Annotated in this window: 24 protein-coding genes; 6 read left to right on the forward strand and 18 right to left on the reverse strand. The window is 70.7% G+C overall.

Annotated features, from left to right (window positions below; translation table 11 throughout):
* Nucleotides 1-32: 32 nt before the first annotated feature.
* Entirely contained in the window at nucleotides 33-587 is a 555-nt protein-coding gene (locus ACFY0T_RS10925) for a hypothetical protein (protein WP_388867296.1), read from the forward strand.
* Here ACFY0T_RS10925 and ACFY0T_RS10930 read toward each other — a convergent pair.
* The 12 genes from ACFY0T_RS10930 to ACFY0T_RS10985 form a co-directional block, all read right to left on the reverse strand.
* Complete coding sequence (locus ACFY0T_RS10930) at nucleotides 568-1,107, reverse strand: NUDIX domain-containing protein (protein WP_388867299.1); 540 nt, start codon at nucleotides 1,105-1,107, stop codon at nucleotides 568-570. The genes ACFY0T_RS10925 and ACFY0T_RS10930 overlap by 20 nt on opposite strands.
* A gap of 258 nt (nucleotides 1,108-1,365) precedes the next feature.
* Nucleotides 1,366-2,505 carry a zeta toxin family protein gene (locus ACFY0T_RS10935; protein ID WP_388867302.1) on the reverse strand — a complete coding sequence of 380 codons (1,140 nt, stop codon included), beginning with the start codon at nucleotides 2,503-2,505 and terminating at the stop codon, nucleotides 1,366-1,368.
* Nucleotides 2,502-2,807 (reverse strand): hypothetical protein, encoded by a 306-nt coding sequence (locus ACFY0T_RS10940; RefSeq protein ID WP_388867305.1) that lies wholly within the window; start codon nucleotides 2,805-2,807, stop codon nucleotides 2,502-2,504. The genes ACFY0T_RS10935 and ACFY0T_RS10940 overlap by 4 nt, the downstream gene beginning before the upstream one ends.
* Nucleotides 2,808-2,865: 58 nt before the next feature.
* Nucleotides 2,866-3,324, reverse strand: coding sequence for a DUF4913 domain-containing protein (locus tag ACFY0T_RS10945; protein ID WP_388867309.1), 459 nt, complete (start codon nucleotides 3,322-3,324; stop codon nucleotides 2,866-2,868).
* On the reverse strand, nucleotides 3,321-5,075 hold the full coding sequence (locus ACFY0T_RS10950) for a type IV secretory system conjugative DNA transfer family protein (RefSeq protein WP_388867312.1): 1,755 nt from the start codon (nucleotides 5,073-5,075) through the stop codon (nucleotides 3,321-3,323). The genes ACFY0T_RS10945 and ACFY0T_RS10950 overlap by 4 nt, the downstream gene beginning before the upstream one ends.
* A 271-nt stretch (nucleotides 5,076-5,346) precedes the next feature.
* Nucleotides 5,347-6,831 (reverse strand): ATP/GTP-binding protein, encoded by a 1,485-nt coding sequence (locus tag ACFY0T_RS10955; protein ID WP_388867314.1) that lies wholly within the window; start codon nucleotides 6,829-6,831, stop codon nucleotides 5,347-5,349.
* Nucleotides 6,828-8,321, reverse strand: a complete 1,494-nt coding sequence (locus ACFY0T_RS10960) for an SCO6880 family protein (RefSeq protein WP_388867317.1) — start codon at nucleotides 8,319-8,321, stop codon at nucleotides 6,828-6,830. The genes ACFY0T_RS10955 and ACFY0T_RS10960 overlap by 4 nt, the downstream gene beginning before the upstream one ends.
* 122 nt (nucleotides 8,322-8,443) lie before the next feature.
* Nucleotides 8,444-9,613, reverse strand: coding sequence for a hypothetical protein (locus ACFY0T_RS10965; RefSeq protein ID WP_388867320.1), 1,170 nt, complete (start codon nucleotides 9,611-9,613; stop codon nucleotides 8,444-8,446).
* Between the two features lies 1 nt (nucleotide 9,614).
* Nucleotides 9,615-10,400, reverse strand: coding sequence for a hypothetical protein (locus ACFY0T_RS10970; RefSeq protein WP_388867323.1), 786 nt, complete (start codon nucleotides 10,398-10,400; stop codon nucleotides 9,615-9,617).
* Nucleotides 10,401-10,447: 47 nt separating this feature from the next.
* Nucleotides 10,448-10,741: a hypothetical protein gene (locus ACFY0T_RS10975; RefSeq protein ID WP_388867325.1), complete on the reverse strand. Its 294-nt coding sequence runs from the start codon at nucleotides 10,739-10,741 to the stop codon at nucleotides 10,448-10,450.
* Nucleotides 10,742-11,095: 354 nt separating this feature from the next.
* Complete coding sequence (locus ACFY0T_RS10980; RefSeq protein WP_388867328.1) at nucleotides 11,096-11,368, reverse strand: hypothetical protein; 273 nt, start codon at nucleotides 11,366-11,368, stop codon at nucleotides 11,096-11,098.
* Nucleotides 11,365-11,907, reverse strand: a complete 543-nt coding sequence (locus ACFY0T_RS10985; protein WP_388867330.1) for a DUF6668 family protein — start codon at nucleotides 11,905-11,907, stop codon at nucleotides 11,365-11,367. Before ACFY0T_RS10985 ends, ACFY0T_RS10980 begins: the two co-directional genes overlap by 4 nt.
* Nucleotides 11,908-12,080: 173 nt before the next feature.
* Between ACFY0T_RS10985 and ACFY0T_RS10990 the strand changes: the two genes are divergently transcribed.
* The 3 genes from ACFY0T_RS10990 to ACFY0T_RS11000 are packed head-to-tail and all read left to right on the forward strand — an operon-like array spanning nucleotide 12,081 to nucleotide 15,879.
* Nucleotides 12,081-13,115: a peptidoglycan DD-metalloendopeptidase family protein gene (locus tag ACFY0T_RS10990; RefSeq protein WP_388867333.1), complete on the forward strand. Its 1,035-nt coding sequence runs from the start codon at nucleotides 12,081-12,083 to the stop codon at nucleotides 13,113-13,115.
* Between the two features lie 14 nt (nucleotides 13,116-13,129).
* On the forward strand, nucleotides 13,130-13,912 hold the full coding sequence (locus ACFY0T_RS10995; protein WP_388867336.1) for a hypothetical protein: 783 nt from the start codon (nucleotides 13,130-13,132) through the stop codon (nucleotides 13,910-13,912).
* A gap of 8 nt (nucleotides 13,913-13,920) precedes the next feature.
* On the forward strand, nucleotides 13,921-15,879 hold the full coding sequence (locus ACFY0T_RS11000) for a hypothetical protein (RefSeq protein WP_388867339.1): 1,959 nt from the start codon (nucleotides 13,921-13,923) through the stop codon (nucleotides 15,877-15,879).
* 790 nt (nucleotides 15,880-16,669) lie between these two features.
* Here ACFY0T_RS11000 and ACFY0T_RS11005 read toward each other — a convergent pair.
* The gene (locus tag ACFY0T_RS11005; protein WP_388867342.1) at nucleotides 16,670-17,140 is read right to left on the reverse strand and encodes a VOC family protein; all 471 of its coding nucleotides are present in this window, start codon (nucleotides 17,138-17,140) and stop codon (nucleotides 16,670-16,672) included.
* 37 nt (nucleotides 17,141-17,177) lie between these two features.
* On the opposite strand from ACFY0T_RS11005, the gene ACFY0T_RS11010 reads away from it, so the two are divergent.
* Nucleotides 17,178-17,780 carry a CGNR zinc finger domain-containing protein gene (locus ACFY0T_RS11010; RefSeq protein ID WP_388868272.1) on the forward strand — a complete coding sequence of 201 codons (603 nt, stop codon included), beginning with the start codon at nucleotides 17,178-17,180 and terminating at the stop codon, nucleotides 17,778-17,780.
* A 103-nt stretch (nucleotides 17,781-17,883) separates the two neighbouring features.
* Here ACFY0T_RS11010 and rarD read toward each other — a convergent pair whose 3' ends face one another.
* Together rarD and ACFY0T_RS11020 are read right to left on the reverse strand one after the other, a co-directional pair.
* Nucleotides 17,884-18,858, reverse strand: coding sequence for an EamA family transporter RarD (gene rarD / locus ACFY0T_RS11015; protein ID WP_388867345.1), 975 nt, complete (start codon nucleotides 18,856-18,858; stop codon nucleotides 17,884-17,886).
* A 152-nt stretch (nucleotides 18,859-19,010) separates the two neighbouring features.
* On the reverse strand, nucleotides 19,011-19,865 hold the full coding sequence (locus ACFY0T_RS11020; RefSeq protein ID WP_388867348.1) for an SDR family oxidoreductase: 855 nt from the start codon (nucleotides 19,863-19,865) through the stop codon (nucleotides 19,011-19,013).
* Between the two features lie 93 nt (nucleotides 19,866-19,958).
* Between ACFY0T_RS11020 and ACFY0T_RS11025 the strand changes: the two genes are divergently transcribed.
* Nucleotides 19,959-20,363 carry a winged helix-turn-helix transcriptional regulator gene (locus tag ACFY0T_RS11025; protein ID WP_388867350.1) on the forward strand — a complete coding sequence of 135 codons (405 nt, stop codon included), beginning with the start codon at nucleotides 19,959-19,961 and terminating at the stop codon, nucleotides 20,361-20,363.
* 33 nt (nucleotides 20,364-20,396) lie between these two features.
* On the opposite strand, the gene ACFY0T_RS11030 is transcribed toward ACFY0T_RS11025, so the two are convergent.
* The 3 genes from ACFY0T_RS11030 to ACFY0T_RS11040 form a co-directional block, all read right to left on the reverse strand.
* The gene (locus ACFY0T_RS11030) at nucleotides 20,397-21,476 is read right to left on the reverse strand and encodes a 2-oxoacid:ferredoxin oxidoreductase subunit beta (RefSeq protein WP_388867353.1); all 1,080 of its coding nucleotides are present in this window, start codon (nucleotides 21,474-21,476) and stop codon (nucleotides 20,397-20,399) included.
* Entirely contained in the window at nucleotides 21,469-23,397 is a 1,929-nt protein-coding gene (locus tag ACFY0T_RS11035; RefSeq protein ID WP_388867356.1) for a 2-oxoacid:acceptor oxidoreductase subunit alpha, read from the reverse strand. The genes ACFY0T_RS11030 and ACFY0T_RS11035 overlap by 8 nt, the downstream gene beginning before the upstream one ends.
* A gap of 283 nt (nucleotides 23,398-23,680) precedes the next feature.
* Nucleotides 23,681-24,340 carry a response regulator gene (locus ACFY0T_RS11040; protein ID WP_388868275.1) on the reverse strand — a complete coding sequence of 220 codons (660 nt, stop codon included), beginning with the start codon at nucleotides 24,338-24,340 and terminating at the stop codon, nucleotides 23,681-23,683.
* Nucleotides 24,341-24,472: the final 132 nt, after the last annotated feature.

The following is a 24,472-nucleotide window of genomic DNA, read 5'->3' on the forward strand; positions in this document are numbered from 1 at the left end:
CTCCGGCGTCTTGAGTCCCGTAGGATCATGGCATGTTGATCGCTCGTTCGATGCAGGAAGCGCACCTCTACATGGATCTCCACGCGTGCGTCTGCGGCGCGGAGGAGTTCGAGAGGGAGCACCGCCTGGAGGACCGGGATGGAGTCCTGGTCACCGTGTACGAGGGCGTGTGCCCCCAGTGCGGTCGTACGCGGTCGTTCGAGTTCCAGCTGTCCGAGGAACTGCCCCCCGCGCCCCCGGCGTTCGGCGGTGCCGAACCCTCGCGGATCATCGACCCGGGCGAGTTCATGTGGATCGGCGACCAGGTGTCGACCGAGTCCGGGCTGCGCCTGCTGAACACGCCGCTCGCCGAGCACCGGGAGATCCGGCCGGCCACCGCGTACGCGATCGCCGCCTTCGAGGAGGTCGCCAAGTTCCTCCCGGAGGGCGCGGACCGGATTCCGGAGGACCGGTTCACCTCGAAGCGCGGGCGCGAGATGTACGCGAAGAACCCGGACCGGTTCACGCGTGAGGAGATCGCCGACGACCTGGAGCGCAAGCGGTCCATCCTCGCCAACATCGACCGCTTCAGTCCGCCGCAGGGCTGACGTCCAGCAGCAGCGCCATGACGCCGACCAGCGTGGCGCTGCTGACGATCTCCCTGCGGGCGATCATCCCGCCGATCCAGGAGAGCGGAATCCACTCCAGCCGGTCCGACTCGTTGCGTTCGGTCGGCTCGCCGGTCCGCCGCGCGTCGTCCGTGCGGAACACGAAGTGCCGTGCGTCGGTGATCCCGGCCGCGGGCTCCGCGTAAACCAGCTCCCGCAGTGTTCCCGGGCGCCATCCCGTTTCCTCCTCCAGTTCCCGTGCCGCTGCCTGCGCGGCCTCCTCGCCGTCCTCGACCAGCCCCATGGGCAGTTCCCACGCCCAGGTGTCCGTGACAAAGCGGTGGCGCCACATCATCAGCACGCGCCGCTCGTCGTCGACGGCCGCCGTCACGGCGACGTCCCGCAGTCTGACCACGTGGTAGTCGGCCCGCGTGCCGTCGGGCTGTTCGACGTCCAGTGAGCGCAGCCGTACCCATGGGGTGTCGTGGAGTGTGTGCTCGCCGTGGACGGTCCACCGCATGTCGGTCCCCTTCCCTCACTTCTCGGGTTCCCCTGTCTTCGGCGTCCGCGGAAATGTCTGGGTAATTGACAAGGACTTGTCGGACTTGGTCGGCGTTGCTCGGATTCCCGAGGTGTCCACTGAGGCAGTGGCTCCAGGTCCTCGACGCCGCTGGTTCGTTCCTTGCCCGTCATGTATTCCTCCGCTCGGTGCCGCCCGGGTGCTGGTGTCCTGCGGGGCCGGAGCCTGCGGTGGACAGCTCTGCGGCCGGGCGACCGCCTACCTCGCGGGTCCACCGCCCACGCCCGGCGGTGGTGGCGGCCGGAAGCCGCGCGGTGGCGGTGAGGGTACGGCGTTGCTGGTGGCGGCGCCCGGGACAGCGGTTGTGCCCGAGCCGGAGCGGAGCCCGCTCGCGACGGCTGTGCGGATGACGGCGTCGTTCTGCCGGCAGGCCGGTGATGTTTCGACCGGGCCGGTGCGGACGACCTGCCCCGGACCGGGCGTGGGTGCGCCCGTCGCCGTCCGTACACCGAAGTCCCCCCGCTCGGACGTGATCAACCCCGTCGCGAGCCTGCTCTCCACCAGTTTCTCCGCGTTCTCCCGCCCGATGGAGAAGCCACGCCCCGAACTGCTCTCTGCGTAGATGCCCTTGATCAGGCCCTCAGGCGCCATGCGCCCGCCGTACCAGTCGCGGCCTGCGTCGAACTCGGCGCGTCCTTGCTGCCAGCGGTTCGCGTTCTGGGCCAGGCACTGCTCGACGGGCACCTCGACCGACAGCATGACGCGCTGGGTGTAGCCATCCCTGCGCAGGTCGTCGAGGAGCTGGCCGCTCCGTTGCACGTCACGCAGAGCGGTGTCGTAGAGGAGGTTGTGGCCCTCGGACCTGGCCCACTGTTCGAAGACGCTCAGGAGGTGCGCCGATTCCCGGTGAGTGAGCGAGGCCATCTCGGAAGGTGAGACGCGGCGGCCGTCCGGTAACTCATGTGCCTGAGGGGTTAGTTGGGGAGCACCCCCGTGCTCGAAGATGGCCACCTTGAACTCATCCGGATCGAGGACCACGTAGTCGCGTACGTCGACACCGTGCACCTCGGCCAACGCGCGCCCCAACTCCTCGCCCTGGCTCTGCCATTCGGCCAGCCCGCGCAGTGCGCCGCCCTTGCCCGCGCCGGGCGCGCCCGCGGTGAACAGGGCCGCGTGGCCGTCGCGGGGCAGTTCCGCGCAGCGGGACTTGAACTCGTCGAGAATCGCGGTGTGCATGCGTTCGCGCTCGGGGGTCCAGAGCACTCCTTCCCGGAACTGCGCGAAGGTGTCTCGGTCACCAGGTCCCAGATCGCCGCCGATGGCCATGCGGGTCTGCAACTCCCGGTACAGCGTGCGGTATTCGGGTGCGAGCCCCGTCTCCGGTCCCTCGGGTGTCATGGCCGCCGCCCCTTCCCGCCGGTCTGGTCCGACCGGTCGATGCGCCGCTGGATCTCCTCCACGTCTTCGCGTGTCAGCTGTCCGAGAAGGCGGGCCGCGGCCACTACCAGCATCGTGTTGTCCTGGTGGGTCGGTTCTGTATGCAACTCGTCCAGCTCCTCCTCGGCCTCGAAAGGCCAGGAAGCCACGGTGGCGATCATCCGCTCGCGCTCGACCAGTCCGGCAGCGTAGAGCCCGAGGTAGGCGCGGAGGGAGGGCGTGGTCGCGTTGTCGGGGGGAGGGACGCGGGGGATGCCGGTCATGAGAGGTGGCTCCTCGTGGCTGGGCGGACGGTGGAGAGAAGCACGGGGCAGCCGGCGGTCACCGGACGTCGGCCTCGTAGGAATCGGACTCGTCGTACGCCGCGACGGCGCGCCCGGTGTCGTACGGTTCGACCGTCGGCGCCGCCTTCACCCGGTGGCTGCCCGCTTTGCAGCCCGCGAACGGCCCGCTGGGCGACCGGAGTTCGGCGAGCACGGGGCCGAGGTGGTCGCGGTGCCAGACGGCAGGGCCGGACGCGCCCGCGGCCGGGTCGGTGTGCTCCTGCCAGGCCAGCCACAGCCCGTGCAGCCGGGCGACCGCCTCCAGGTGCTCCCACCAGCGCGGGCACCAGGGCTGCTGCGAGGTGACCTCGCGGCCGTACACCGGAAGCAGCAAGTCGGCGACCCAGAGCGCGAGTTGGCTCATTTCCTCGGCGTACTCCTGGCCGACGAGGTAGAGGATGAACGGCGGGGCGGCGGGCCCCTCCTGGACCTGCTGCTCGGTGGCGGTGGTCGTCATCGCGTGATGATCCCTTCGGCGGCGCGGGCGGTGATGGCCTTGACCTCGGCCTGCGCCGCGGTCGCGATACGGTCGGCGCCGGGTTCGGCGTACCAGGGGCGCAGCCGGACCAGGGCGGGCTTGATGCCGGTGGCCAGGAGCAGCGCGGTGCCCTTGGGCAGGGCGCGGATGCGGTCGGCGGGCAGGATGCGCTCGAGGCGGTACGAGGTCGAACGGGAGCGCCCGTCCTTGCTCTTGGACCAGCTGACCGTCGACACGTCGTGCTCGCCGACCAGCCGGGAGATCTTCTCCACGAAGTCCGCGTCGTCGAGGCCGGCGCCGAGCAGCTTGATGGTGGCTGCTCCCCAGAGCGCGTCCATGCCGGCCTCGCCCCACACCCGTACGCCTTGCCGGTAACTCTGCAGCAGCGTCACGATGTTGATGCCGCGCGAGCCGAAGTGCGAGTACAGGTCGGGGAGATCGGAGATCCGGCAGACGTTGGCGGCCTCGTCGAGCACGGCCGTCATGGGCGGATCGAGGCGTCCGCCCATCCGCTCCGCCGCCACGACTCCCGCACGCAGCACGGAGTCCGCGGCCGCCGCGATGACACCGGCCGCCGAGCCGCCGCCGTCCTTGGAGAGGAGGTACAGCGTGTCGGTGGACAGGACGTGCCGCTCCGGCAGGAACTGCGGCAGGTCCGGGTCGGGCGTCACCCATGCGGCGATGCTCGGGTCCAGCAGACAGGCCACGCACTGGCGGGCCGTCTCGTAGATACCGTCGCGGGTCTCCACGGCGCCCTGCATGGTGCCTTGCAGCTGGTCGGCGAGGGCTGCCATGCCGGCGTCCCGCAGCAGGTCGACGGGGGTGCGGTCCGCCGGGTCGGCCAGCCAGGCGAGTACCTCGCCGATCCGGCGTTCGCCGCGGTGGGCCGCGTGGAAGAGAGCGGTGAGGGTGTTCTGCGCGGCCGAGATCCAGAAGTCGCGCTTGGACGCGTCGTCGTTGACGGCTCCGACGAAGTGGCCCGCCAGGCGGCGGGCGCCCTCGATCGTGGCGGCGTCGGCGAGCATGTCCCACCACAGGGTGCGGGGGGTGTGGGCGATGCCCTGGGGGTCGAACGTCCACACCCTTCCTACGCGTTCGCGCTCCGCGCGGGTCACGCTGTAGACGTCCGCCTTGTTCGACGTCAGCAGGACGCTGCCGCGGGCCCGCAGTACGCGCGGTACCGCGATGCCCGTGGACTTGCCCGCCCGGGGGGCCATCAGGTCAAGCTCCACGTCCTCGTAGCTGGAGCGCAGCTCCGGGCCGCCCGGCTCCAGGTTGCCGAGCAGGTTCCCGGTGTCGTCCGGGGTGATCTTCCCCAACTTGGCCAGCGACGGCCGGAGTTGCCGTGCGCGCTGCGCCGCGCCCTTGGGCAGGAGCCCGGCGAGCTCCTTGCGGCCGGCGAGTCCACTGGGCTTGGCGCTCCGTCGCCGCACCAGCACGACAAGTGCGACGACCAGGGCCACGACCACGCCGAACACGGTCGCCATGCCGGCCGCGACCGCGGTCGTCGACGCCTGTGGCCACACTGTGGCCGGGCCGTCCTTGACCAGCGCCGACAGGGTGGTCAGCCCGAACGGCGGCGGATCCCACCCGGCTCCGCTCGCCGCCGCCCCGATGGTCCCGCCCAGCCAGGCCCCGAAGAAGACTGTGCCGACGAGAAAGGCAACCCCCGGCACGATCCAGGGAAGGAAATCCTCCCCGCTGCTGTGGTTCTTACGTGTGCTGCTCATCTGTGGTCCCCCCGATGGTTTTCGCCCCCGCCGCCCCTACCCATTCCCGTACCTGAGGGGCTGCCGCCCCCCAGACCCCCCGCTTCGGCCTGAACGGCCTCGTCCTCAAACGCCGGACGGGCTGAGTGACGCGCCCCGTCAGGGGCGCGGGGAACTGCGCGACCAGCCACCACCCACCCGCAGCCGAAGGACCACCCGGGGGTCTGGGGGCGGAGCCCCCAGGGACGGGTAGGGGCGGAGGGGGCGAAGAAAGGTTGTCCGGGATGGGTACTCATCGCCCGGCTCCCTTGGAAAGGCTCGGCTTTCCCGCCTCCGACCACCGGGTGTTCGTGTTGTGCAACGCCCGCTCGGTGTCCGTGATGGACACCTTGATCGGGATGCCGGGGCGTCCGCCGACCTTGATCAGGAAGCGTCCGCGCCCGGGCGGTTCCTCGTTGCCGCCCGTGCTCGCCCACCCGGGCGGCGACGACCAGGATGACACCAGCTCGATCTCCCGCTCGGACATGCCGACGATCTCGCCGAGTTCCTTCATCTCCGTGCGGGGGAGCCCGGCGCAGACCACCATCCCGGCCCGCTCCACGAAGCCGCGCGCCTTCGCACGGTCGGCCTCGGTGCCCAGCGCCTCCGCGTCCTTCAGCGTGTGCGTGATCTTCGCGTCGCCGAGCCCCAGCGACCGGTTGAGGCGGGTCAGCGCGTCGATCCGCTCGACGATGCCGGAGGCGGCCCGCAGGGGGCGCCACAGCTCGTCCAGGACGGTGAAGAACCACCGCTGGGGGGCCAGACCCGCGTCCGCGAGCGCATGGGCGGCCGCCACCGTGCCCAGCCCGTCCGACCACGCGGCGAGCATCGCGGCCGCGGTCAGCTGCGTATCCGCCTCGCCGATACGCGAGATGTCCACGCACACGGCCGGCGAGGCCGGGTTGATCCGCGTCGAGGTCTCGGACGCGAACGTGTCGCCCAACGGCCCGTCCAGGACGCCGAGCAGGGAACGGTGCAGCGGGTCCACGGCCTCCTGGTAGCGGGCGACGTTCCCCCGGTCCAGGGTGACCGCCCGGACCCGGTCCGGCCCCTCGTCCAGCACCTTCAACAGATCCGGCAGCAGCGGCGCCCGCCCCGGCTTCGTACGCTCCGCGAGATGGTGGAGACAGGCCGACAGCACCGACTGCTCGTGGTCGTCCATCGGACGGCCCCGCACGATCGTGATGAGCGCGGCGACCATGTTCAGCACACGACCGTGCGCCTCCGCCGCCAGGATGCGTCCGCGATCACCGCCGATGCGTACCGCCGCCTCACCCATCGCACCCGGGTCGAGGACGTTGATGCCCCCGACACCACGGCCGATGGAAATCACCTGGCCGCCCAACGCCCTTACGGTGTCCGCGTAGTCCGGCTTCAGGTCCCCGAGCACCAGCGGAGTGATGCCCGTCGCGGACATGCCGATGAGCATCCGGTTGACCAGCGTCGACTTGCCCAGGCCCGGCATGCCGAGCATGAACAGGGACGGGTTGGAGATGTAACGGGCGCGGGTGAACCAGGAGATGGGGTCGCCGCACACCGTCGCGCCGGTGTGCAGGTGCTGCCCGAGCGGGACTCCGGTCATGGGCGCGCCGGAACCCGCCGCGAAGGGCCACAGCCCGCACGCCTGAACCGTGGTCGCGCGCCACATGGAGGGCGGGTCCACATGCCCGACCTGGCCTCCGCCGGGCCCGTACCAGCCACGCGGCGGAGCACTGGGAATCGAATGCACGGCACTCACAGCGCCTCCCGGATCTGGTACGGAACGAGGGTGTGCTCCCACGGCAGCAGGCCGACCGGCAGCGTGCAGGTGAAGGCCGAGGCCTGCATACGGTCCGCGGGGCGCATCAGGATGCGGGAGGACGCCTGGAGGTTGCGCACGGTGATGCCCGCGTCCTGCAGCTGCTCCTCGTCGTCGACGGTGACCGTCACCATCAGCGAGAACTCCACGAGCCCGGCGCCCGCCGCCTCCTCGGCCGCGGTCTGCTCGGCGGCCTGCATCTCCGAACTGGCCCGCGCCTGGACGAGACCGCGTCGCGAACCCGCCATGAAGTGGGCGGAGCGACGGTCGGACTCCACGATCCGGGCGGACGTCGCCGGGTCGATGGGGCGGTAGATGAGGGAGACCCGCTTGCGCCGGGTGCCCGGCGCGGGTTCGAGCAGACCGCGCAGGACGCTCGAGCGCACCGTGCCGCGCGGCGCGAGCGTCAGCATCCAGGTGCGCGAGACACCCGAGTCGTGCTTGTAGTTCGTGACGGTCTCGACCGCCGCCGCCGGGCCCGCGTCGCTCCACTCCAGCCCGGTGGTGGCGTGTTCGGCGCGGGCGCTGAGCACGTCGGGGGCGATGGCGGGGTCGTACGCCACCCGTACGATCTCGGCGAGCCGCTCGGCGGAGAGCGGGTAGGCGCTGCCGCCGCCCGCGGCCACCAGGCCCGAGAGCAGGCCGGGCAGGCGCATCGACAGATCCGTGATGATGTCGTCGATGTCGCGCTTGGGTCCGCCCGCCGGGCCGTAGGTGAGCGCGATGTACGTGTGCATCTCGGAGGACGCGGACGGGTAGCGCTCGACGACCTCCTCCATCACGGCGCGGGCCGCGGCCGGAGCGTCCGGCGAGATGCGCGGGAGGACCTCGGCCGCCAGCCGTGTACCCGTGTCCGGGGCGGTCTCGACGACCACCTGGGCGCCGCGCAGACCCGGCTCGTGCGAGAGCCGCGCGAGCCAGTCGCCCCAGGAGGCCACCCAGATGTCGACCTGCTGCGGGTCGACCAGCGAACCGCCGTCCGGTTCGCAGGCGAGGACCACGGTGTACAGGCCGCGGCCCGGGTGGTGCAGCACCCCGAACGAGCGGTTGTAGGCGTCGCGGCCCTCGTACATCTTGGTGCGCGCGAGCAGGCCGGGCGGCTGGAAGCGGCCGCCGGGGCGCTTGGACAGCGGCCCGGAGACGTAGGTGTGCGAGCCGTTGGCCTTCCGCTTCATCCAGCCGACGCGGATCGCGAGGACCTGGTAGACGTTGCGGCCGTCGACCGTGCGCAGCGCCAGCGGGGCGAGGAAGAGCCCGACCGGCACGAGCACGGTGATCGCGGCCATCAGCGAGACCAGCGACGCCAGTAGCGCCACCAGCAGTCCGCCGAAAGCGACGACGGTGCCGAGCAGACCCAGCGGACCGAGTCCGGGACGGCGGGGCCTGCGCCAGTTCCCGTACGTGGGACGCGTCATGGCGTCGGTGGACATGGGGTTCCTTCTTCCGGCTCAGCTCGAAGTGCGTGGGGTGTACGGGGGTTGGGGCGGCGCCTGTCGGGCGGTGGCCTGTCGGGCGGCGGTCGCCCCAACCCCCGGGCAAGGGCCTGTCGGCCTTACTGGTTGTGGCCCTTCATGCCGTCGTTGTCGTCGAGGGAGTTGGCGACCTCCGTGGCGGCCGCGACACCGGTCTGTACGGCGACCGCGGCGGCCTGGACCGCGACGGCCGCGCCGCCCGTGGCCGCACCCGCGGCGGCGGCACCCGCCCCACCGGCGGCCGCTCCGCCCGCGCCTCCCGCGCCACCGGCCGGAACGCCACCCGCCGGAGCGCCGGCGCCCGCGGACGGCGAGCCCTTCGGGCCGGCCGCGCCACCCGCGCCCGCACCGCCCCCGCCGCCTCCTCCGGCACCGCCCGCGGCGATGCTGACGGCGCCGGTCGCGATGTTGTTGGCCGCGTTGAGGGCGACCGTGCCACCGGACGTGCCGCCGAGCGCCGCCGTCGCCGGGACGATCAGCTTGAGCAGGGCCGGCAGGGCGAAGACCGCCATGATCAGCATGCCCAGGCCCGCGATGGTCTGGTCGAGGTTCTTGGTGTCCTGGGTCATCGACGTGGCCGAGTAGATGATCAGGGCGGCCGCCGGTTTGTAGAGCAGCCAGGCCGCCAGCCAGCCGACGTGCTTCTTCCACCAGCCCTCGCCCCACCCGGTCATCGAGGAGACGGCGGCCAGCGGCAGCGTGCCGACGAGCATGATCATGACGCCGATGCGGATGTACATCAGACAGATCTGCACAAAGCTCGACAGCATCACCAGCAGACCGAAGATGAGCACCAGGCCCGGCTGGTTGAGCGTCAGCACGCCGAGCATCGTCGACGCGGTGTCGCCGAGGTCGGACTTCTCGTACACGTGCTGGGCGTACAGGTCCGACGCCTTGGTGAGCGCCTGGACCACCGGCACGGCGACCGCGCCGACGAGGATGACCTTCCACATCCCCAAGAAGGCCTGCTTCATCGGCTGGCCCTTGCGGTCGAGGGCCATTCTGATCGCGGCGACCAGCAGCGAGGCCACGGCCACATAGGCGACGATCCAGTCGACCTCCTTGTCGATGAGGCCGATGGGCTTCGAGGGGTCGTCCACGTCGACGTTCATCCAGACGCCGTTGAGCGCCTTGAGCACCTCCGACGCGGCGTCGCCGATCGCCTTGGCGAAGACGACGACGGCACCTTGGGTGAACTGGGTACCGACCTCGTCGATCACGCAGTCGTATATCCGCCAGGAGCAAGCCATCTCACGCCTCCCAGGTGACGAAGCCGTCGGTGCCGCTGATCTGCGACATGCCCGAATAGACGGTGCCGTCGGCGTCGGGCGCGAGCTTCCAGTCGCCGTCCCGCCACTGCACGGTGACCGACGCGGTGCCGTAGGCGTCCTTGCCGGGGACGCGGACCACGAACATCACCGTCGTCTTCTCCTTGTCGTACGACAGGACCGTGAAGCCGGCGTAGCCTCCCGCGTCGGGCTTGCCCGAGGTGGGCTTGTCGCCCTCCGCGGAGCGGCTCCTGATCAGCGCCTCGCGGCCCGCGCCGGGGACGACCTGCTGGTCGACGACCTGGCGCCAGCCCTGGTAGCTCAGGTGGTCGGTGATGGCGTGGGCGGCCATGACCGCGCCCATCGGCGTGTGCGCGAAGCAGGACCAGACCGGTCCGTCGTACTTGAGCGGGCCGACCGTCTTGGAGACCGGCACCAGACCCGTGCCGTTGGCCTTCCAGGTGAAGTCCTTCGGAGCCGCGGTCGGCTTCGCCTGGTCGCTGTCGTCGGTGCGGCAGCCGGCGGGCCGGGTGTCCGAACCGCCGCTGCCACCACCCGAGTTCGCGTCCGAGGAGGCGGACGGGGCGGGCGTCGGGTCCGCGCCGCCAGACGCGTTCGCCGACTTCCCGTCGCCGCCGCTCAGCATCGTGAAGCCGGCGAGCACGAGCAGCACCAGCAGGAACCCGGCCGACAGGATCCAGCCTCGCTGCTGCCAGAACGGCTGCTCCCACTCCCCGCTGCCCCCTTGGGACCGGCCGGAGTTCAGCATGGTTTGTGCTCCCTTCGCATCAGGTTCTGATCGGACGTGGGATCAGGTCAGGCGAAGACGAAGGTGACGACGGGGCCCGCTGTGGCGACCAGGACACAGCCGCCGAGGACCATGCCGAGGCGGCCCATGTGCTCCGAGCCCTCGCCGCGGCGCATCGAGATCGCCATCATGGCGCCGGTGATGAGCACACCCGCGACGCCCGCCGCGGTACCGGCCCAGGCGAGGATGCCGAGGACGGTGTCGACCTTGCCGGTCAGCGCGTTCGGCGCGTCGCTCTTGGGGTTGGGGACCTTGCCGTCCGCCAGGTAGATGTGGGCCTTGGCTGCTATCGCCTTGAACATGGCTTCTCCCCGATGTGGTCGGCTGCCGGCCGACAACGTGCTTGATGTGAGCGGTGCTTGACCGTGCTTGCTCGATGTTGCTTGTGGGTTCTTGCGGGTGATGGAGGGCTGCGTGACGCCCGAGTTCCCGGTTGCACAGTGAGCTTGGCGACTCCTGTGAGGTCCGGCCAAGCGATGTAGTGATCCAGCACCTGTCGGTGACGTGTCCGTGACAGACGGGAAGAGATCGTCATCAAGTACCAGGTGGGCAGCCCGAGGAAATGAACTGAGGAACCTTCAGAAATGGCTGAGGCACCCTCAGATCTGAGGGTGCCTCGCAGGAGAAGGGCCAGCAGGGGGGCGGGGGCCGTTGCTTCAGATCACGAAATCGACGATCGGCCCCGCCGCCGCGCCGATGACGCAAGCGCCCATCACCATCAGGAACTGGCTCAAGTGCTCCTCCCCGTCACCGGCCTTGACAGCGATCGCCATGCGCGAGCCCACGATCATCAGCCCCGCCACGCCGGCCGCGGTGACCAGCCAGGCGATGATGTTCAGGACCTTGTCGAGTTCCGTGGTGACACCGGCCGGCGGGCCGTCGTCGGCGGCCAGGGTCAGTGCGGTGGTCATGGCGTGCAGCGTGTTCATGGCGTGGTCCTCCCGGTCAGTCGGGCCAGTGATGTGAGCTCGCGCGGCAGCGGTCCCGTGAGGTCGCCGGTGCGCCAGGCGGGCACCCACGGCACCCGGTAGACGTCGATGACCGAGCCGATCACCTTGATGCGCTGGGCGAGTTGACGGGGCAGCCGGCCGGGCGCGTCCGCGACCAGGACGATGGCGTCGAGGTCGAGTCCCGGGGGCGCGTCACCGCGGCGGAAGATGTCGAGGGTGTGCGAGACGGCGTCCAGACCGGCCGCGTGCGTACGCCCGACGAGCAGGACGGACCCCGGCTCGCCCTGGTCCGGCCGGGGCCAGTTGCGGCCCGTGTCATGGCCGCCGAAGACGGCGGCGAGCGTGGAGGCACCGGCGCCGCCATGGGTGGCGACCCAGGCGAACCGCCGTGCGCTCACGGCGACTTGACCCGATCCCGACCCCGCTCTTTCCTCCGGTTGCTGCGGCTCCGATTCACCGACCGGCCCGCGAATCCAGATCTCGGGCCCGTCGAGCCCCTGTTGCGCGATCCCCTGCATCGCCACTCTCCTCCGTTGTCGGCCCACCGATCTTCACGGCGCCCGAACAGGTTAGGTAACGGGGCGTGAGTTCCTGGGACGAGCCTGTGACGCCGTGGTGACGCATGCATCGGGTGTGAGCCGAGAGACTCAACTGCATGTACACGACCGGATCTTGAGGCTGAGGGGAGCCGATGTCCAACGGGGGCGGAAGCACCATGACCTGGGTGGTCGGCGGCTGTCTCGCCGCGGTGATCATGCCGGTGATCATGATGGTCGCGGTGAGCGGATCGGAGAGCGAGGCGGATACGGGGTCGGGCGCGGGCGGTGGGCTGAAGAACGGCACCGTGCCCGCGGCGTACGTGCCCTGGGTCCTGAAGGCGGGCGCGATGTGCGACGTCATCAAGCCCGCCGTCATCGCCGCGCAGATCGAGGCCGAGTCGGGCTGGAACCCCAACGCCCAATCACCCGTCGGCGCCGAGGGGTTGTCGCAGTTCATGCCTGGCACCTGGACGACCTGGGGCCGCGACGACGACGGCAACGGCCGTATATCCCCGTACGACCCCGGGGACGCGATCATGGCGCAGGGCCGTTACGACTGTGCCCTCGCCAAGCAGGTCGAGGGCTACAAGAGGCGCGGCGAGGCGCAGGGCGAGACACTCGACCTCGCGCTCGCCGCGTACAACGCGGGACCGGGCGCGGTGCAGCAGTACGGCGGCATGCCCCCGTACACCGAGACACAGAACTACGTCGCCCGCATCAAGTCGCTGATATCCAAGTACGAGTCGGTCGACGACGCGCCGGGCAAGCTCCCGGACGGGCAGCAGATGGCGATGCCGATTCCCGGCGACCCGCCTGTCACCTCCCCGTACGGCATGCGCATGCACCCGATCCTGCACGTCTACAAGCTGCACACCGGCATCGACTTCGGCGCCGCGGCCGGTACGCCGTTCAAGGCGGCCCGGGACGGCACGGTCACCTCCGCGGGCTGGGCCAACGGCTACGGCAACCGCGTCGTCATCTCGCACGGAACCATCAATGGCGACCAGATCTCGACGACGTACAACCACATGTCCGCAATCAACGTCAGTGTCGGGCAGAAGGTGAAGGTCGGCCAGCAGGTCGGCGCGGTGGGCTCCACCGGTTACTCGACCGGACCGCACGCGCACTTCGAGGTCATGCAGAACGGCAAGTACGTGGATCCGGCACCCTGGCTGGGGCTGAAGTGAGGAGGGAGGCGAGGATGAGGACGCGTACGACGATGGGTACGGCGATGCGTACCAGGGCACGTACGACGATAGGTACGGCGATGCATACGGGGACGATCGCCGCGGCGGTCGTGTCCGTCACCGGGCTGTTGGCGTTGACGGGCTGTGGCTTGCAGGATCACCGTGACGCGGTGGGCGCGCCCGGTTCGTCGCCCTCCGTGTTCCCGTCGGTGGCGCCCAAGGCGCCGCTGCCGTCGGGCAAGCCGCTGGGCGCGGACGCGCGGGTGCCGAGCCCGTCGGGCGTCGACGGGACGGACGCGACAGAGGTATCGGAGGTGTGGGCGCAGGTGGCGTACGGCTATGACACGAAGTACGACTCCGGTCCGCACGATGCCGTGCTGCGCTCGGCCCGCTGGTTCACGGCGAAGAAAGCCGCCGCCGAGCGGTCGTACCGGCCCGCGAGCGGCGCCGGCAACGACTGGAACAACTGGGCCGACCACAAGGCCTGGACCACGGTGGACGTGACGTCGGACGACGACGGCGACGGCCCCACCGACACGGCCGTCCTGGCCTACCGCGCCCTCTTCGTCGAGGGCACGGCCCACGGCCGCGACGGCTGGACGGGCATGGGGCCGCGCGCGAACGTCTTTCTCAAGCTGACGCGTACGGGCCGTGGGCAGCCGTGGCACGTCGACGAGGTGACAGCGGTGGAGGCCGCGGTTCCCCCGTCCCCGGCGTCCTCTTCGCCGTCGTCCTCCTCTTCGTCTCCGTCGTCTTCTTCTCCGTCCGCCCCTTCCTCCCCTGATCACCCCGAGTGAGGGAACCGATGTCTCGACTCAGCCGCGAACAGAAGCGGGAACTCAAGCGGCAGCGCTCGGCCGGTGCCGCGCCCGGGGGGCAACCGGCCGCCGGGGTGACCCCGATCGAGGTACGGGTGCCGGCGTCCACGGCCGGCGCCACGGTCGGCGGCATGCCGGTCGTCGCCGCGCACGGCGAGACCGTCCAGGCCGCCGTCCTCAACTACCTCCACCGCCTCGCCCTCGCCACCGGCCACCCCGTCCTCGCCACCATCCACGACGAACGCATCGGCTTCGTCGTCCCGCTCCAGGTGTACGTGGACGGCTCCAGCCGGTACGCGGGGGAGCCGGTGCGGGTGGGGGCGGGGACCGCGGCTTCGGCGGTGCCGGGTGCTTCGGCGGAGGCGCAGGCGCGACGCCAGGTTCAGGAGCCGCAGCCGCCTGCGCAGCCGCGGCCGACGGCACCGGTTCCGACTGCTCCCGTTGCCGCTTCCGCATCCCGTGAGCGAGCGCCCGAGGGGCCGGCGACCGGGGTGCCCGCCGCGCCCGAGACGCCGCCGGTTCCGCGTCGGGACAAGGCGACGTATGTGCTGCGGGCGGTCCCGGAGCCGACACCGGAGCATGCGCCGGCGCCCGCGCCCACGTCTGTCGCGGAGACGGACCCCACGCCCGCGCCCGCGCCTGTCCCGAACCCGGAACTCGGGTCGGCACCTGCTCCTGCACAGGCATCTGCGCCGCCTGCACCGGCTCCGGCACCTGCACCTGCACCGGCTCCGGCACCTGCACCTGCACCGGCTCCGGCACCTGCGTCGGCTCCGGCGCCTGCGCCCGCGCCCATGCCCAGGCCTGAGTCGGCACCGGCTCCGGAACCCGTGAGGACCGTGGCGTCCGCCGGTCCGGCGCCTGTTCCGGCGAGTGGCGCGATGCCCTCCGCACCGGCACCCGTTGCGGCGAGTGCTGTCGTGCCGCCCCCGGCGTGGGTGTCGGTGAGCGAGCCTGTGCCCACCGCCCCGGCACCGGTGTCAGCGGTTCCCGCCGCACACGCTGCCCCGGCCCCCGATGCCGTACGCCCGTCGGAGGCACCCGCTCCGGCCCCCGATGCCGTACGCCCGTCGGAGCCACCTGCCCCGGCACCTGAACCCGTACGCCCCGCAACGCCCCCCGCCGCCCCCGCGCCCGGCGCCCCCACCCCGTCGACCTTCGTGTTGCGGGCGGTGCCGGAGCCCAAGCCGTTGCCTGGGACCGCAGCGACGCATGTGTTGCGGGCGGTGCCGGAGTCGGCGGCCGGGGTGGCGGCGGCGCCGACCGGGGAGTTCGGGCCGGCTCCGGTGGCCGAAGCCGGTCCCGCGCGGAAGGCGGCCCCCGCGATGGACGTCATGTTCGGGGCGGAGCCCGAGCCCGAGCCGGAGCCGAAGCCCGCTCCGGTGCGGGGCTTCGACGCGGTCGCCGAGGCGGTGCTGGCGCCGAGTCCGCCCGAGGAGGGCGAGGGCGCGGCGGCCTTCCTCGTGGAGCCCGTGGCACGGATCAACGAGGCCGTGAAGATGGGCCGGATCGAGGCGGCCGCGGGGATGGCGGAGCAGGCCGTCGCGGAGGCGGCGCAGTCGCTGGGCGAGGAGCACCCGGAGGTGCTGAAGCTGCGCGAACTGACCGCGTACATCGCCTACTTGGCCGGTGACGCGTTCAGGTCGTTCCACCTGTCGCTCGACCTCGCCAGGGTCCGCCGACGCCACCGCGACCCGCGCGCCGCGTACGGCAACGTACAGAGCGCGGCCGCGGCCTGGCGCGCCGTCCGCGACCCGTTGCAGGGCCTGCACCTCGGACGGGATCTGATCGGCGTGTGGACCGAGCTCACAGCCGACGGCGGCCCCGCCGCCGACGACATCGAGCAGCTCGAATCGGCCCGCACCCGCATGGGCCGCCTCGCCGAACGCGCCCGCGTCCTGGCCGACAACCCCTACACCCAGAGCCCCCGAGCCCATGGCCAGTGACGACCGCAGGGAGCGAAGGACCGGGGCGGCGGGGACCGACCGGCCCGGCGGCAGCGGCAGGGGCAGCGGTCCGGCCGGGCCGCGACAAGGCGACCACCACGGCCGCGAGCGGGCCGACGCCGCCCGCCGTCGCTCACCGCGCCCACGCGAGTCGCGCCCACGCACCGAGGTATACGTCAACGAACTGACCGGCACGATGAGTTGGCGCACACTCCAGCCGGCACGACCGGGCGGAACCGACCGAACCAGCGGAACCGACCGAACGAGCGGAACCGACCGAACGGACCGAAGCGGCGGCCGCCCTCGCCCCCGCGTCACCTCCCGAGGCGCCGCTCCCATCCCCACGCACCCGGCCGCCGTACGGGCCGCGGTGAGCGTGCCGGCCGAGACGCTCACCCCGGGCCAGTTGCAGCAGCACCTGGCCCAGGTAGGTGCCCTGCGCTCCCGCGTCGCGGCCGACGTCGCCGTCGGCGGGCGTGTGCCGACGGCCGTGGCGGCCCGTATGCGCTCGGGCTCCACGCCGGCCGCCGCACACGCCCTCACCGCGGAACGCTCTTCCACGGCAAGGGAGTTGAGCAGACGGGGGCCGGGACAACCTACGAGGACAACTCCCCCACCGCATACGCCAACGCGTCCGCCTTCTGGTCCAGCGCCGCGTCGGTGATGTTCGACCTGTCGACGTGCGTCCCTGTCATGGCGACCCGTCGATGGAGGCCTTGCAACCGGCACCGCCGTGCGCACGGTTGCCGCCGTTGGCGGTGGCGATCGACTGCAACTGGGCGAGATGCCTCTACTGCACGCAGAACTCATTCCCCTCCGGATCCGCCATCACCACCCACTCGCCCGCCGGCTCCTTCACCTGCCGGAGCACGCTCGCGCCCAGCGCCGCCAGCCGCTCGACCTCGTCGGCGCGGCGGCCCTCACCCGGGTGCAGGTCGAGATGGAGCCGGTTCTTGACGGTCTTCGGCTCCGGTACGCGCTGGAAGAGGAGCCGCCGCCCGAGTCCGATGCCGCGCTCCTGGTCGTACGGGTCGTCCGGATGCCGTACGGCGATCAGGTCCCGGAAGGCAGGGCGGCCGTGGAAGTCGATGGTGGCCTCGGCCGGCAGGGCGCCGAGGCTCAGCAGCCGCTCGACGAACGTGCTGTTGTCCTCGACCTCGTAACCGAGCGCGGCGGCCCAGAAGTCGGCCTGGGCGTGCGGGTCGGCGGCATCGATGACGAGTTTCCAGTGCACCGGCGTAGGCGTAGGCGTAGGTGTCATGGTAACCACTTATAGTGGTTACGTGAGCGAGCGTGCAATGGAATCGCCCGGGCTGACCCTCGTGTCGTACGACGGCAAGCCCTTCCGTTTCGACCCCGGCGCGCTCTGCCTGGAACTGCTGACGACGGGCGGCCCGGGCGAGTTCGCCCGCCACGAGATGCTGCACGAACCCGCGGACCTGGTGGCTTGGGCGAAGCGGAGCCGCCTACCAGCGGGCTTCGAACTCTTCGTCACCCAGACGGAGTTGGAGGGGGCACGAACGCTCCGCGACGCACTGTTCCTCGTAACCGCCGACCGGGCTCACGGCCGCCCTCTGAATCCCGTGCACGTCGCGGTCGTCAACGCGGCCGCCGCCGAGCCGCCGCTCGTTGCCCGCATCGAGCCGGACGGCACGCGTGGGTGGGCGCCCGGTGCGACCGGTACGCGGCTCCTGTCCACGGTCGCGCGCGACGCCGTCGACCTCTTCACCGGGCCGCACGCCCGTCGCATCCGCGAGTGCGGCGCCCACGACTGCTACCTGCTCTTTGTCGACACCTCCCGCCCAGGCCGCCGCCGCTGGTGCGCCATGGAACACTGCGGCAACCGCCACAAGGCCCGCACACACCGAGCCCGCCACGCAAACCCAGCCCCCGCCACCTGAGATTGCGGGGGTCTGGGGCGGAGCCCCAGGGACGATGGGGGGTCCCCTGCTCGAGCGAAGCCGAGAGCTTGGGGGAGGGCAGGGGCGGCGGGGCCGAAAAGCCCTACGCGCGCTCCCGAGCGGCGCTGACCGTTCCGGTGGCGACGGCCGTCCGAGCGGCCGCGGCCCCACCCCTGAGCGCCCGCGCCGCCCGCCGCGCGGTGCGCAACGCGTCGAACGTGAGCAGCGCCAGCGCGAGCCAGACCAATGCGAACCCGGCCCACCGCTCGGGCGGCATGGCCTCATGGAAGTAGAGGATGCCGAGCAGGAACTGGAACACGGGGGCGAGGTACTGCAGCAGCCCCAGCGTGGACAGCGGCACCCGAATCGCCGCCGCCCCGAAGCAGACGAGCGGAAGCGCGGTCACCACTCCGGTCGCCGCAAGCAGCGCCGAGTGCCCCGCACCCTCCGTACCGAAGGTCGCACCCCCCGTCGACCCCAGCCACACCAGATACGCCAGCGCCGGCAGGAACTGGATCGTGGTCTCGGCGGCGAGGGACTCGATACCGCCGAGGTTGACCTTCTTCTTCACCAGCCCGTACGTGGCGAAGGAGAACGCGAGGCACAGGGAGATCCACGGCGGACGGCCGTACCCGATCGTGAGGACGAGCACCGCGGCGAAGCCGACACCGACCGCCGCCCACTGCACCGGCCGCAGCCGTTCCTTCAGAAGGAGCACGCCCATCGCGATGGTGACGAGCGGGTTGATGAAGTAGCCGAGCGACGCCTCCACCACGTGTCCGCTGTTCACGGCCCAGATGTAGACGCCCCAGTTGACGGTGATGACCGCCGCCGCGACCGTCACGAGACCCAGCTTGCGCGGCTGCCGCAGCAGTTCGCCGGCCCAGGCCCACCGCCGCATCACCAGCAGCGCGGCGCCGACCACGGCGAGGGACCACACCATCCGGTGGGCGAGGATCTCGACCGCCCCGGCGGGCTTCAGCAGGGGCCAGAAGAGGGGGACGAGCCCCCACATACCGTACGCCGCGAAGCCGTTCAGCAGACCTATGTGCTGCTCGCCCTTCGACTTCCCGGCCACCGGCGCCTCCCTCTGGTCTTTCAGGCCGCTCTCATGCGGCGGAGCAGCCTGGAAGAAGGTAGCGCCGAGCACCCCCGCCTGTCATGCCCGTATCGCTATACGGTCATGACAGGCGGGGGTATGGAAGACGGCGCCCAGGGCCTGAGGGGGAGTCAGCCCTTCAGCGCCGCCGCGATCGACTCGGCGATCGGCGTGGTCGGGCGGCCGGTCAGCCGGGACAGGTCGCCGGTGGTGACCGCCAGCTCGCCCTTCTCGATCGAGGCGTCGACGCCCGCGAGGGTGGCCGCGAGCGGCTCGGGCAGCCCGGCGCCGGTCAGGATGCCCGTGTACACCTCGACGGGAACGGCGTTGTAGGCGATCTCCTTGCCGGACTGCGCTGCCACCTCGGCGGCGTACTCCGTGAAGCCCCACGCGGTGTCGCCGCTCAGCTCGTACGTCTTGTTCCCGTGGCCCTCGCCGGTCAGCACCGTCACGGCGGCAGCCGCGTAGTCGGCCCGCGCGGCGGAGGCGACCCGGCCCTCACCGGCGGCCTGGACGACGGCGCCGTGCTCGAGGACGGGGGCGAGGTTCTCGGTGTAGTTCTCGTTGTACCAGCCGTTGCGCAGCAGGGCGTACGGCAGACCGGACGCCAGGATCGCCTCCTCCGTGGCCCGGTGGTCGTCGGCCAGGGCGGCGGTCAGGCTGCCGGGGGCGCTGGTGTAGGCGAAGAGCGCGGCCCCGGCGGTCTTGGCGGCGTCAAGGACGACCTGGTGCTGGCCCACGCGACCGAGGTGGAACTCGTTGCCGGAGATGAGCAGCACCTTGTCACCGGCGGAGATGACGCCGTCGAAGGTCTCGGGAGCGTTGTAGTCGGCGACCGCCAGCTTCACGCCGCGGGCCGCGAAGTCGGCGGCCTTCTCCTTGTCTCGGACGACGGCCGTGATCTGGTCCGCGGGGACCTTTTCCAGCAGCCCCTCGATGACGAAACGGCCGAGGTTTCCGGTGGCTCCGGTGACGACGATGCTCATAACGGGAACAACTCCTTGTGGGATGGATACGCCACTAACCATAGGAGCTGCACTAACTTCACGAAAGTACCCACTTTGAAGTAAGGTACTGGCATGGCCGTAAGTACCTCAGACAGCAGTCCCCGTGCCGCAGTCGGCAAGTGGAACGTCGACGGCGAGTCGATGTGCCCCTACCGCCTCGTCCTGGAGCACGTCACCAGCCGCTGGGGCGTCCTCGTCCTGATCCAGCTCCTGGAGCGCCCGCACCGCTTCAGCGAGCTGCGCCGCGCCATCGGACGCGTCAGCGAGAAGATGCTCACCCAGACCCTGCAGACCCTGGAGCGGGACGGCCTCGTCCACCGGGACGCCAAGCCGGTGATCCCGCCCCGGGTCGACTACTCGCTCACCCACCTGGGCCGCGAGGCCGCCGAGCAGGTGCGCACCCTGGCGAGCTGGACCGAGAAGCGGATGGACGAGGTGCGGAAGGCCCGCCAGGCATACGACGAGGCCCGGGCCTGACGCGGCACCCGGGCCTCTTGATCGTGAGAGGTACTAGCCGACGACCGTCCAGGTGTCCCCGCCCGCCAGCAGCGCGGCCAGGTCGCCCTTGCCGTTCTGCTCGATGGCCGTGTCCAGCTGGTCCGCCATCTGCGAGTCGTAGACGGGCCGGTCGACGGACCGGAAGACGCCGATGGGGGTGTTGTGCAGCGTGTCCGGGTCGGCGAGCCGCGAGAGCGCGAAGGCCGTGGTGGGGGAGTCCGAGTGCGCGTCGTGGACCAGGATCTCGGACTCGTTCTCCGGCGTGACGGCGACCACCTTCAGGTCGCCGGTCAGCTGATCCCGTACGACACCGCGGTGACCGTCGGCCCCGAAGCGGATCGGCTGCCCGTGCTCCAGCCGGATCACCGCCTCCTGGGCCTGCTGCTTGTCCTCGAGGACGTCGAAGGCGCCGTCGTTGAAGATGTTGCAGTTCTGGTAGATCTCCACCAGTGCCGTGCCCGGGTGGGCGGCGGCCTCACGCAGCACGCTCGTCAGGTGCTGGCGGTCCGAGTCCACCGTGCGCGCCACGAAGGACGCCTCGGCGCCGATCGCCAGGGACACCGGGTTGAAGGGCGCGTCGAGCGAGCCCATCGGCGTCGACTTGGTGATCTTGCCGACTTCGCTCGTCGGCGAGTACTGCCCCTTGGTCAGACCGTAGATCCGGTTGTTGAAGAGCAGGATCTTCAGGTTCACGTTGCGGCGCAGGGCGTGGATGAGGTGGTTGCCGCCGATGGACAGGGCGTCGCCGTCGCCGGTGACGACCCAGACGCTCAGGTCACGCCGCGACGAGGCGAGTCCGGTGGCGATGGCGGGCGCACGGCCGTGGATGGAGTGCATGCCGTACGTGTTCATGTAGTACGGGAAGCGTGACGAGCAGCCGATGCCGGAGACGAAGACGATGTTCTCCTTGGCGAGGCCGAGCTCCGGCATGAAGCCCTGGACCGCCGCCAGGATCGCGTAGTCACCGCAGCCGGGGCACCAGCGCACTTCCTGATCGGACTTGAAGTCCCTCATGGACTGCCTGGCCTCGGCCTTGGGGACGAGCGAGAGCGCCTCGATCGTGCCCGTGCCTTCCGTGGACGTCTCAGCCATCGATGGCCTCCTTGAGAGCCGTGGCGAGCTGCTCAGCCTTGAACGGCATGCCGTTGACCTGGTTGTACGAGTGCGCGTCCACCAGGTACTTCGCCCTGACGAGGGTGGCGAGCTGACCGAGGTTCATCTCGGGGATCACCACCTTCTCGTAACGCTTCAACACCGTGCCCAGATTCCGCGGGAAGGGGTTGAGATGGCGCAGGTGGGCCTGCGCGATGCTCTCTCCGGCGGCGCGCAGCCGGCGTACGGCGGCGGTGATGGGTCCGTAGGTGGAACCCCAGCCGAGGACGAGGGTCTTTGCCTCGTCCGGATCGTCGACCTCGATGTCGGGGACGTCGATGCCGTCGATCTTCGCCTGGCGGGTGCGGACCATGAAGTCGTGGTTGGCGGGGTCGTAGGAGATGTTGCCGGTGCCGTCCTGCTTCTCGATGCCGCCGATGCGGTGCTCCAGGCCGGGCGTGCCGGGGATCGCCCAGGGGCGGGCGAGGGTCTGGGGGTCGCGCTTGTACGGCCAGAAGACCTCGGTGCCGTCGTCCAGGGTGTGGTTCGGGCCCTGGGCGAACTGCACGCGCAGATCCGGGAGCTCGTCGGTTTCCGGGATGCGCCACGGCTCGCTGCCGTTGGCCAGGTAGCCGTCGGAGAGGAGCAGGACGGGGGTGCGGTACGTGAGGGCGATCCGCGCCGCTTCCAGGGCCGCGTCGAAGCAGTCGGCCGGAGTCCTGGGGGCCACGATCGGCACCGGGGCCTCGCCGTTGCGGCCGTTCATGGCCTGGAGCAGGTCCGCCTGCTCGGTCTTGGTCGGCAGGCCGGTCGACGGACCGCCGCGCTGGATGTCGATGACGAGCAGTGGCAGTTCGAGCGAGACCGCCAGGCCGATGGTCTCCGACTTCAGCGCCAGACCCGGACCGGAGGTGGTGGTGACGCCCAGCGAACCGCCGAACGCCGCGCCCAGCGCCGCGCCGATGCCGGCGATCTCGTCCTCGGCCTGGAAGGTCCGTACTCCGAAGTTCTTGTGCTTGCTGAGCTCGTGCAGGATGTCCGAGGCCGGGGTGATCGGGTACGAGCCGAGGTACAACGGCAGGTCGGCCTGCTGGGAGGCCGCGATCAGGCCGTACGACAGCGCCAGGTTCCCGGAGATGTTGCGGTAGGTGCCGGTCGGGAAGGTCTTGGCGGCCGGGGCGACCTCGTAGGAGACGGCGAAGTCCTCGGTGGTCTCGCCGAAGTTCCAGCCCGCGCGGAACGCGGCGATGTTGGCGGCCGCGATCTGGGGCTTCTTCGCGAACTTGGACTGCAGGAACTTCTCGGTGCCGTCGGTCGGCCGGTGGTACATCCACGACAGCAGACCCAGCGCGAACATGTTCTTGGAGCGCTCGGCCTCCTTGCGGGAGAGCGAGAACTCCTTCAGGGCCTCGACGGTCATCGTGGTGAGCGGGACGGGATGGACGCTGTAGCCGTCCAGGGAGCCGTCCTCCAGCGGGCTGGTGGCGTAGCCGACCTTCTGCATCGCCCGTTTGGTGAACTCGTCCGTGTTGACGATGATCTCCGCGCCGCGCGGCACATCGCCGATGTTCGCCTTCAGCGCGGCCGGGTTCATGGCGACCAGGACGTTCGGTGCGTCACCGGGGGTGAGGATGTCGTGGTCGGCGAAGTGCAGCTGGAAAGACGAAACGCCCGGCAGTGTGCCTGCGGGCGCTCGGATCTCGGCGGGGAAGTTCGGCAGGGTCGAGAGGTCGTTGCCGAAGGATGCTGTCTCGGAGGTGAAGCGGTCGCCGGTGAGTTGCATGCCGTCACCGGAGTCGCCCGCGAACCGAATGATCACTCGGTCAAGGCGGCGGACGTCTTTGACCCCGGCCGCTTTGCGCTGTTCTCCTACGACGGCTCCGTCGGCCTGCTCCGCTGGGCTACTGACCTGGCTCGTCACTGAACTGGACCTCCCTCGAGGCGGCTGTCTGGGAGGGGCCTGCCCACAGGCCTTCCCAATTTCAACCCTACGTCGGTAAGGGTCACCTTCCCGCGACCATTCGCATGGTGGACACCATTTTGAGACGACCGGGCACCCTGACTTGTCATGATTTACCCGCCCCCCGGTCCTTCCCTGAAGACGCTCCCCGCTCATCCATCGGTTCTGGCTTCCCGGATTTCTGGTTTCTGGGCTTCTTGTGGCACATGGAGTCGTACTCAACAACTGACACAGTGTCAGGTGCTCATGAGTTGAGGTAGGTGAGCACGGCCAGAACACGCCGGTGATCCCCGTCACTCTGGGACAGGCCCAGCTTCAGGAAGATATTGCTGACGTGCTTCTCGACCGCGCCGTCGCTGACCACGAGCTGCCGCGCGACGGCCGAGTTCGTACGCCCCTCGGCCATCAGCCCCAGGACCTCCCGCTCCCGCGGGGTCAGCCCCGCGAGCACGTCCTGCTTGCGGCTGCGGCCGAGCAGCTGCGCCACGACCTCCGGGTCGAGCGCGGTACCCCCCTGGGCCACCCGCACCACCGCGTCCACGAACTCCCGCACCTCGGCGACCCGGTCCTTGAGCAGATAGCCGACGCCGTGGCTGGAACCGGCCAGCAGTTCGGTGGCGTACTGCTCCTCCACGTACTGCGACAGCACGAGGACGCCGAGGCCAGGATGCGCCTTGCGCAGCTGCACCGCGGCCCTGACCCCCTCGTCGGTGTGCGTCGGCGGCATCCGCACATCGGCGACGACGACGTCCGGCAGCGCGTCCTGGGCCGCGAACTCGGTAATGGTCTTGATCAGCGCGTCGCCGTCACCGACACCGGCCACGACGTCATGCCCACGGTCGGTCAGCAACCGGGTCAGGCCCTCCCTGAGCAGCACTGAATCCTCGGCGATGACCACCCGCACCCTGTCCTCCACGATTCTCGGCCCCCCAGAGCCTGTCCCCGACCCGTGCCGGGTTCGTCCCTGCTCGTACGACAGGCCCCAGCATTCCAGCATTCGGACCGGCCTGCGCCCGGGCGGGGATTTTTAGCCCAT

This window comes from Streptomyces sp. NPDC001530, from assembly GCF_042894545.1.
Classification (GTDB): domain Bacteria; phylum Actinomycetota; class Actinomycetes; order Streptomycetales; family Streptomycetaceae; genus Streptomyces.

Coding starts and splice junctions, on each gene's coding strand:
- ACFY0T_RS11005 (WP_388867342.1), bottom strand. CDS start 17,140: ATGACACCTACGCCTACGCCTACGCCGGTGCACTGGAAACTCGTCATC.
- ACFY0T_RS10935 (WP_388867302.1), bottom strand. CDS start 2,505: ATGACACCCGAGGGACCGGAGACGGGGCTCGCACCCGAATACCGCACG.
- ACFY0T_RS11020 (WP_388867348.1), bottom strand. CDS start 19,865: ATGAGCATCGTCGTCACCGGAGCCACCGGAAACCTCGGCCGTTTCGTC.
- ACFY0T_RS10995 (WP_388867336.1), top strand. CDS start 13,130: ATGAGGACGCGTACGACGATGGGTACGGCGATGCGTACCAGGGCACGT.
- ACFY0T_RS10990 (WP_388867333.1), top strand. CDS start 12,081: ATGTCCAACGGGGGCGGAAGCACCATGACCTGGGTGGTCGGCGGCTGT.
- ACFY0T_RS10925 (WP_388867296.1), top strand. CDS start 33: ATGTTGATCGCTCGTTCGATGCAGGAAGCGCACCTCTACATGGATCTC.
- ACFY0T_RS11030 (WP_388867353.1), bottom strand. CDS start 21,476: ATGGCTGAGACGTCCACGGAAGGCACGGGCACGATCGAGGCGCTCTCG.
- ACFY0T_RS11025 (WP_388867350.1), top strand. CDS start 19,959: ATGGCCGTAAGTACCTCAGACAGCAGTCCCCGTGCCGCAGTCGGCAAG.
- ACFY0T_RS11010 (WP_388868272.1), top strand. CDS start 17,178: ATGGAATCGCCCGGGCTGACCCTCGTGTCGTACGACGGCAAGCCCTTC.
- ACFY0T_RS11000 (WP_388867339.1), top strand. CDS start 13,921: ATGTCTCGACTCAGCCGCGAACAGAAGCGGGAACTCAAGCGGCAGCGC.
- ACFY0T_RS10940 (WP_388867305.1), bottom strand. CDS start 2,807: ATGACCGGCATCCCCCGCGTCCCTCCCCCCGACAACGCGACCACGCCC.
- ACFY0T_RS10970 (WP_388867323.1), bottom strand. CDS start 10,400: ATGCTGAACTCCGGCCGGTCCCAAGGGGGCAGCGGGGAGTGGGAGCAG.
- ACFY0T_RS10960 (WP_388867317.1), bottom strand. CDS start 8,321: ATGTCCACCGACGCCATGACGCGTCCCACGTACGGGAACTGGCGCAGG.
- ACFY0T_RS10980 (WP_388867328.1), bottom strand. CDS start 11,368: ATGAACACGCTGCACGCCATGACCACCGCACTGACCCTGGCCGCCGAC.
- ACFY0T_RS10975 (WP_388867325.1), bottom strand. CDS start 10,741: ATGTTCAAGGCGATAGCAGCCAAGGCCCACATCTACCTGGCGGACGGC.
- ACFY0T_RS10930 (WP_388867299.1), bottom strand. CDS start 1,107: ATGCGGTGGACCGTCCACGGCGAGCACACACTCCACGACACCCCATGG.
- ACFY0T_RS10985 (WP_388867330.1), bottom strand. CDS start 11,907: ATGCAGGGGATCGCGCAACAGGGGCTCGACGGGCCCGAGATCTGGATT.
- ACFY0T_RS10965 (WP_388867320.1), bottom strand. CDS start 9,613: ATGGCTTGCTCCTGGCGGATATACGACTGCGTGATCGACGAGGTCGGT.
- ACFY0T_RS10945 (WP_388867309.1), bottom strand. CDS start 3,324: ATGACGACCACCGCCACCGAGCAGCAGGTCCAGGAGGGGCCCGCCGCC.
- ACFY0T_RS10950 (WP_388867312.1), bottom strand. CDS start 5,075: ATGAGCAGCACACGTAAGAACCACAGCAGCGGGGAGGATTTCCTTCCC.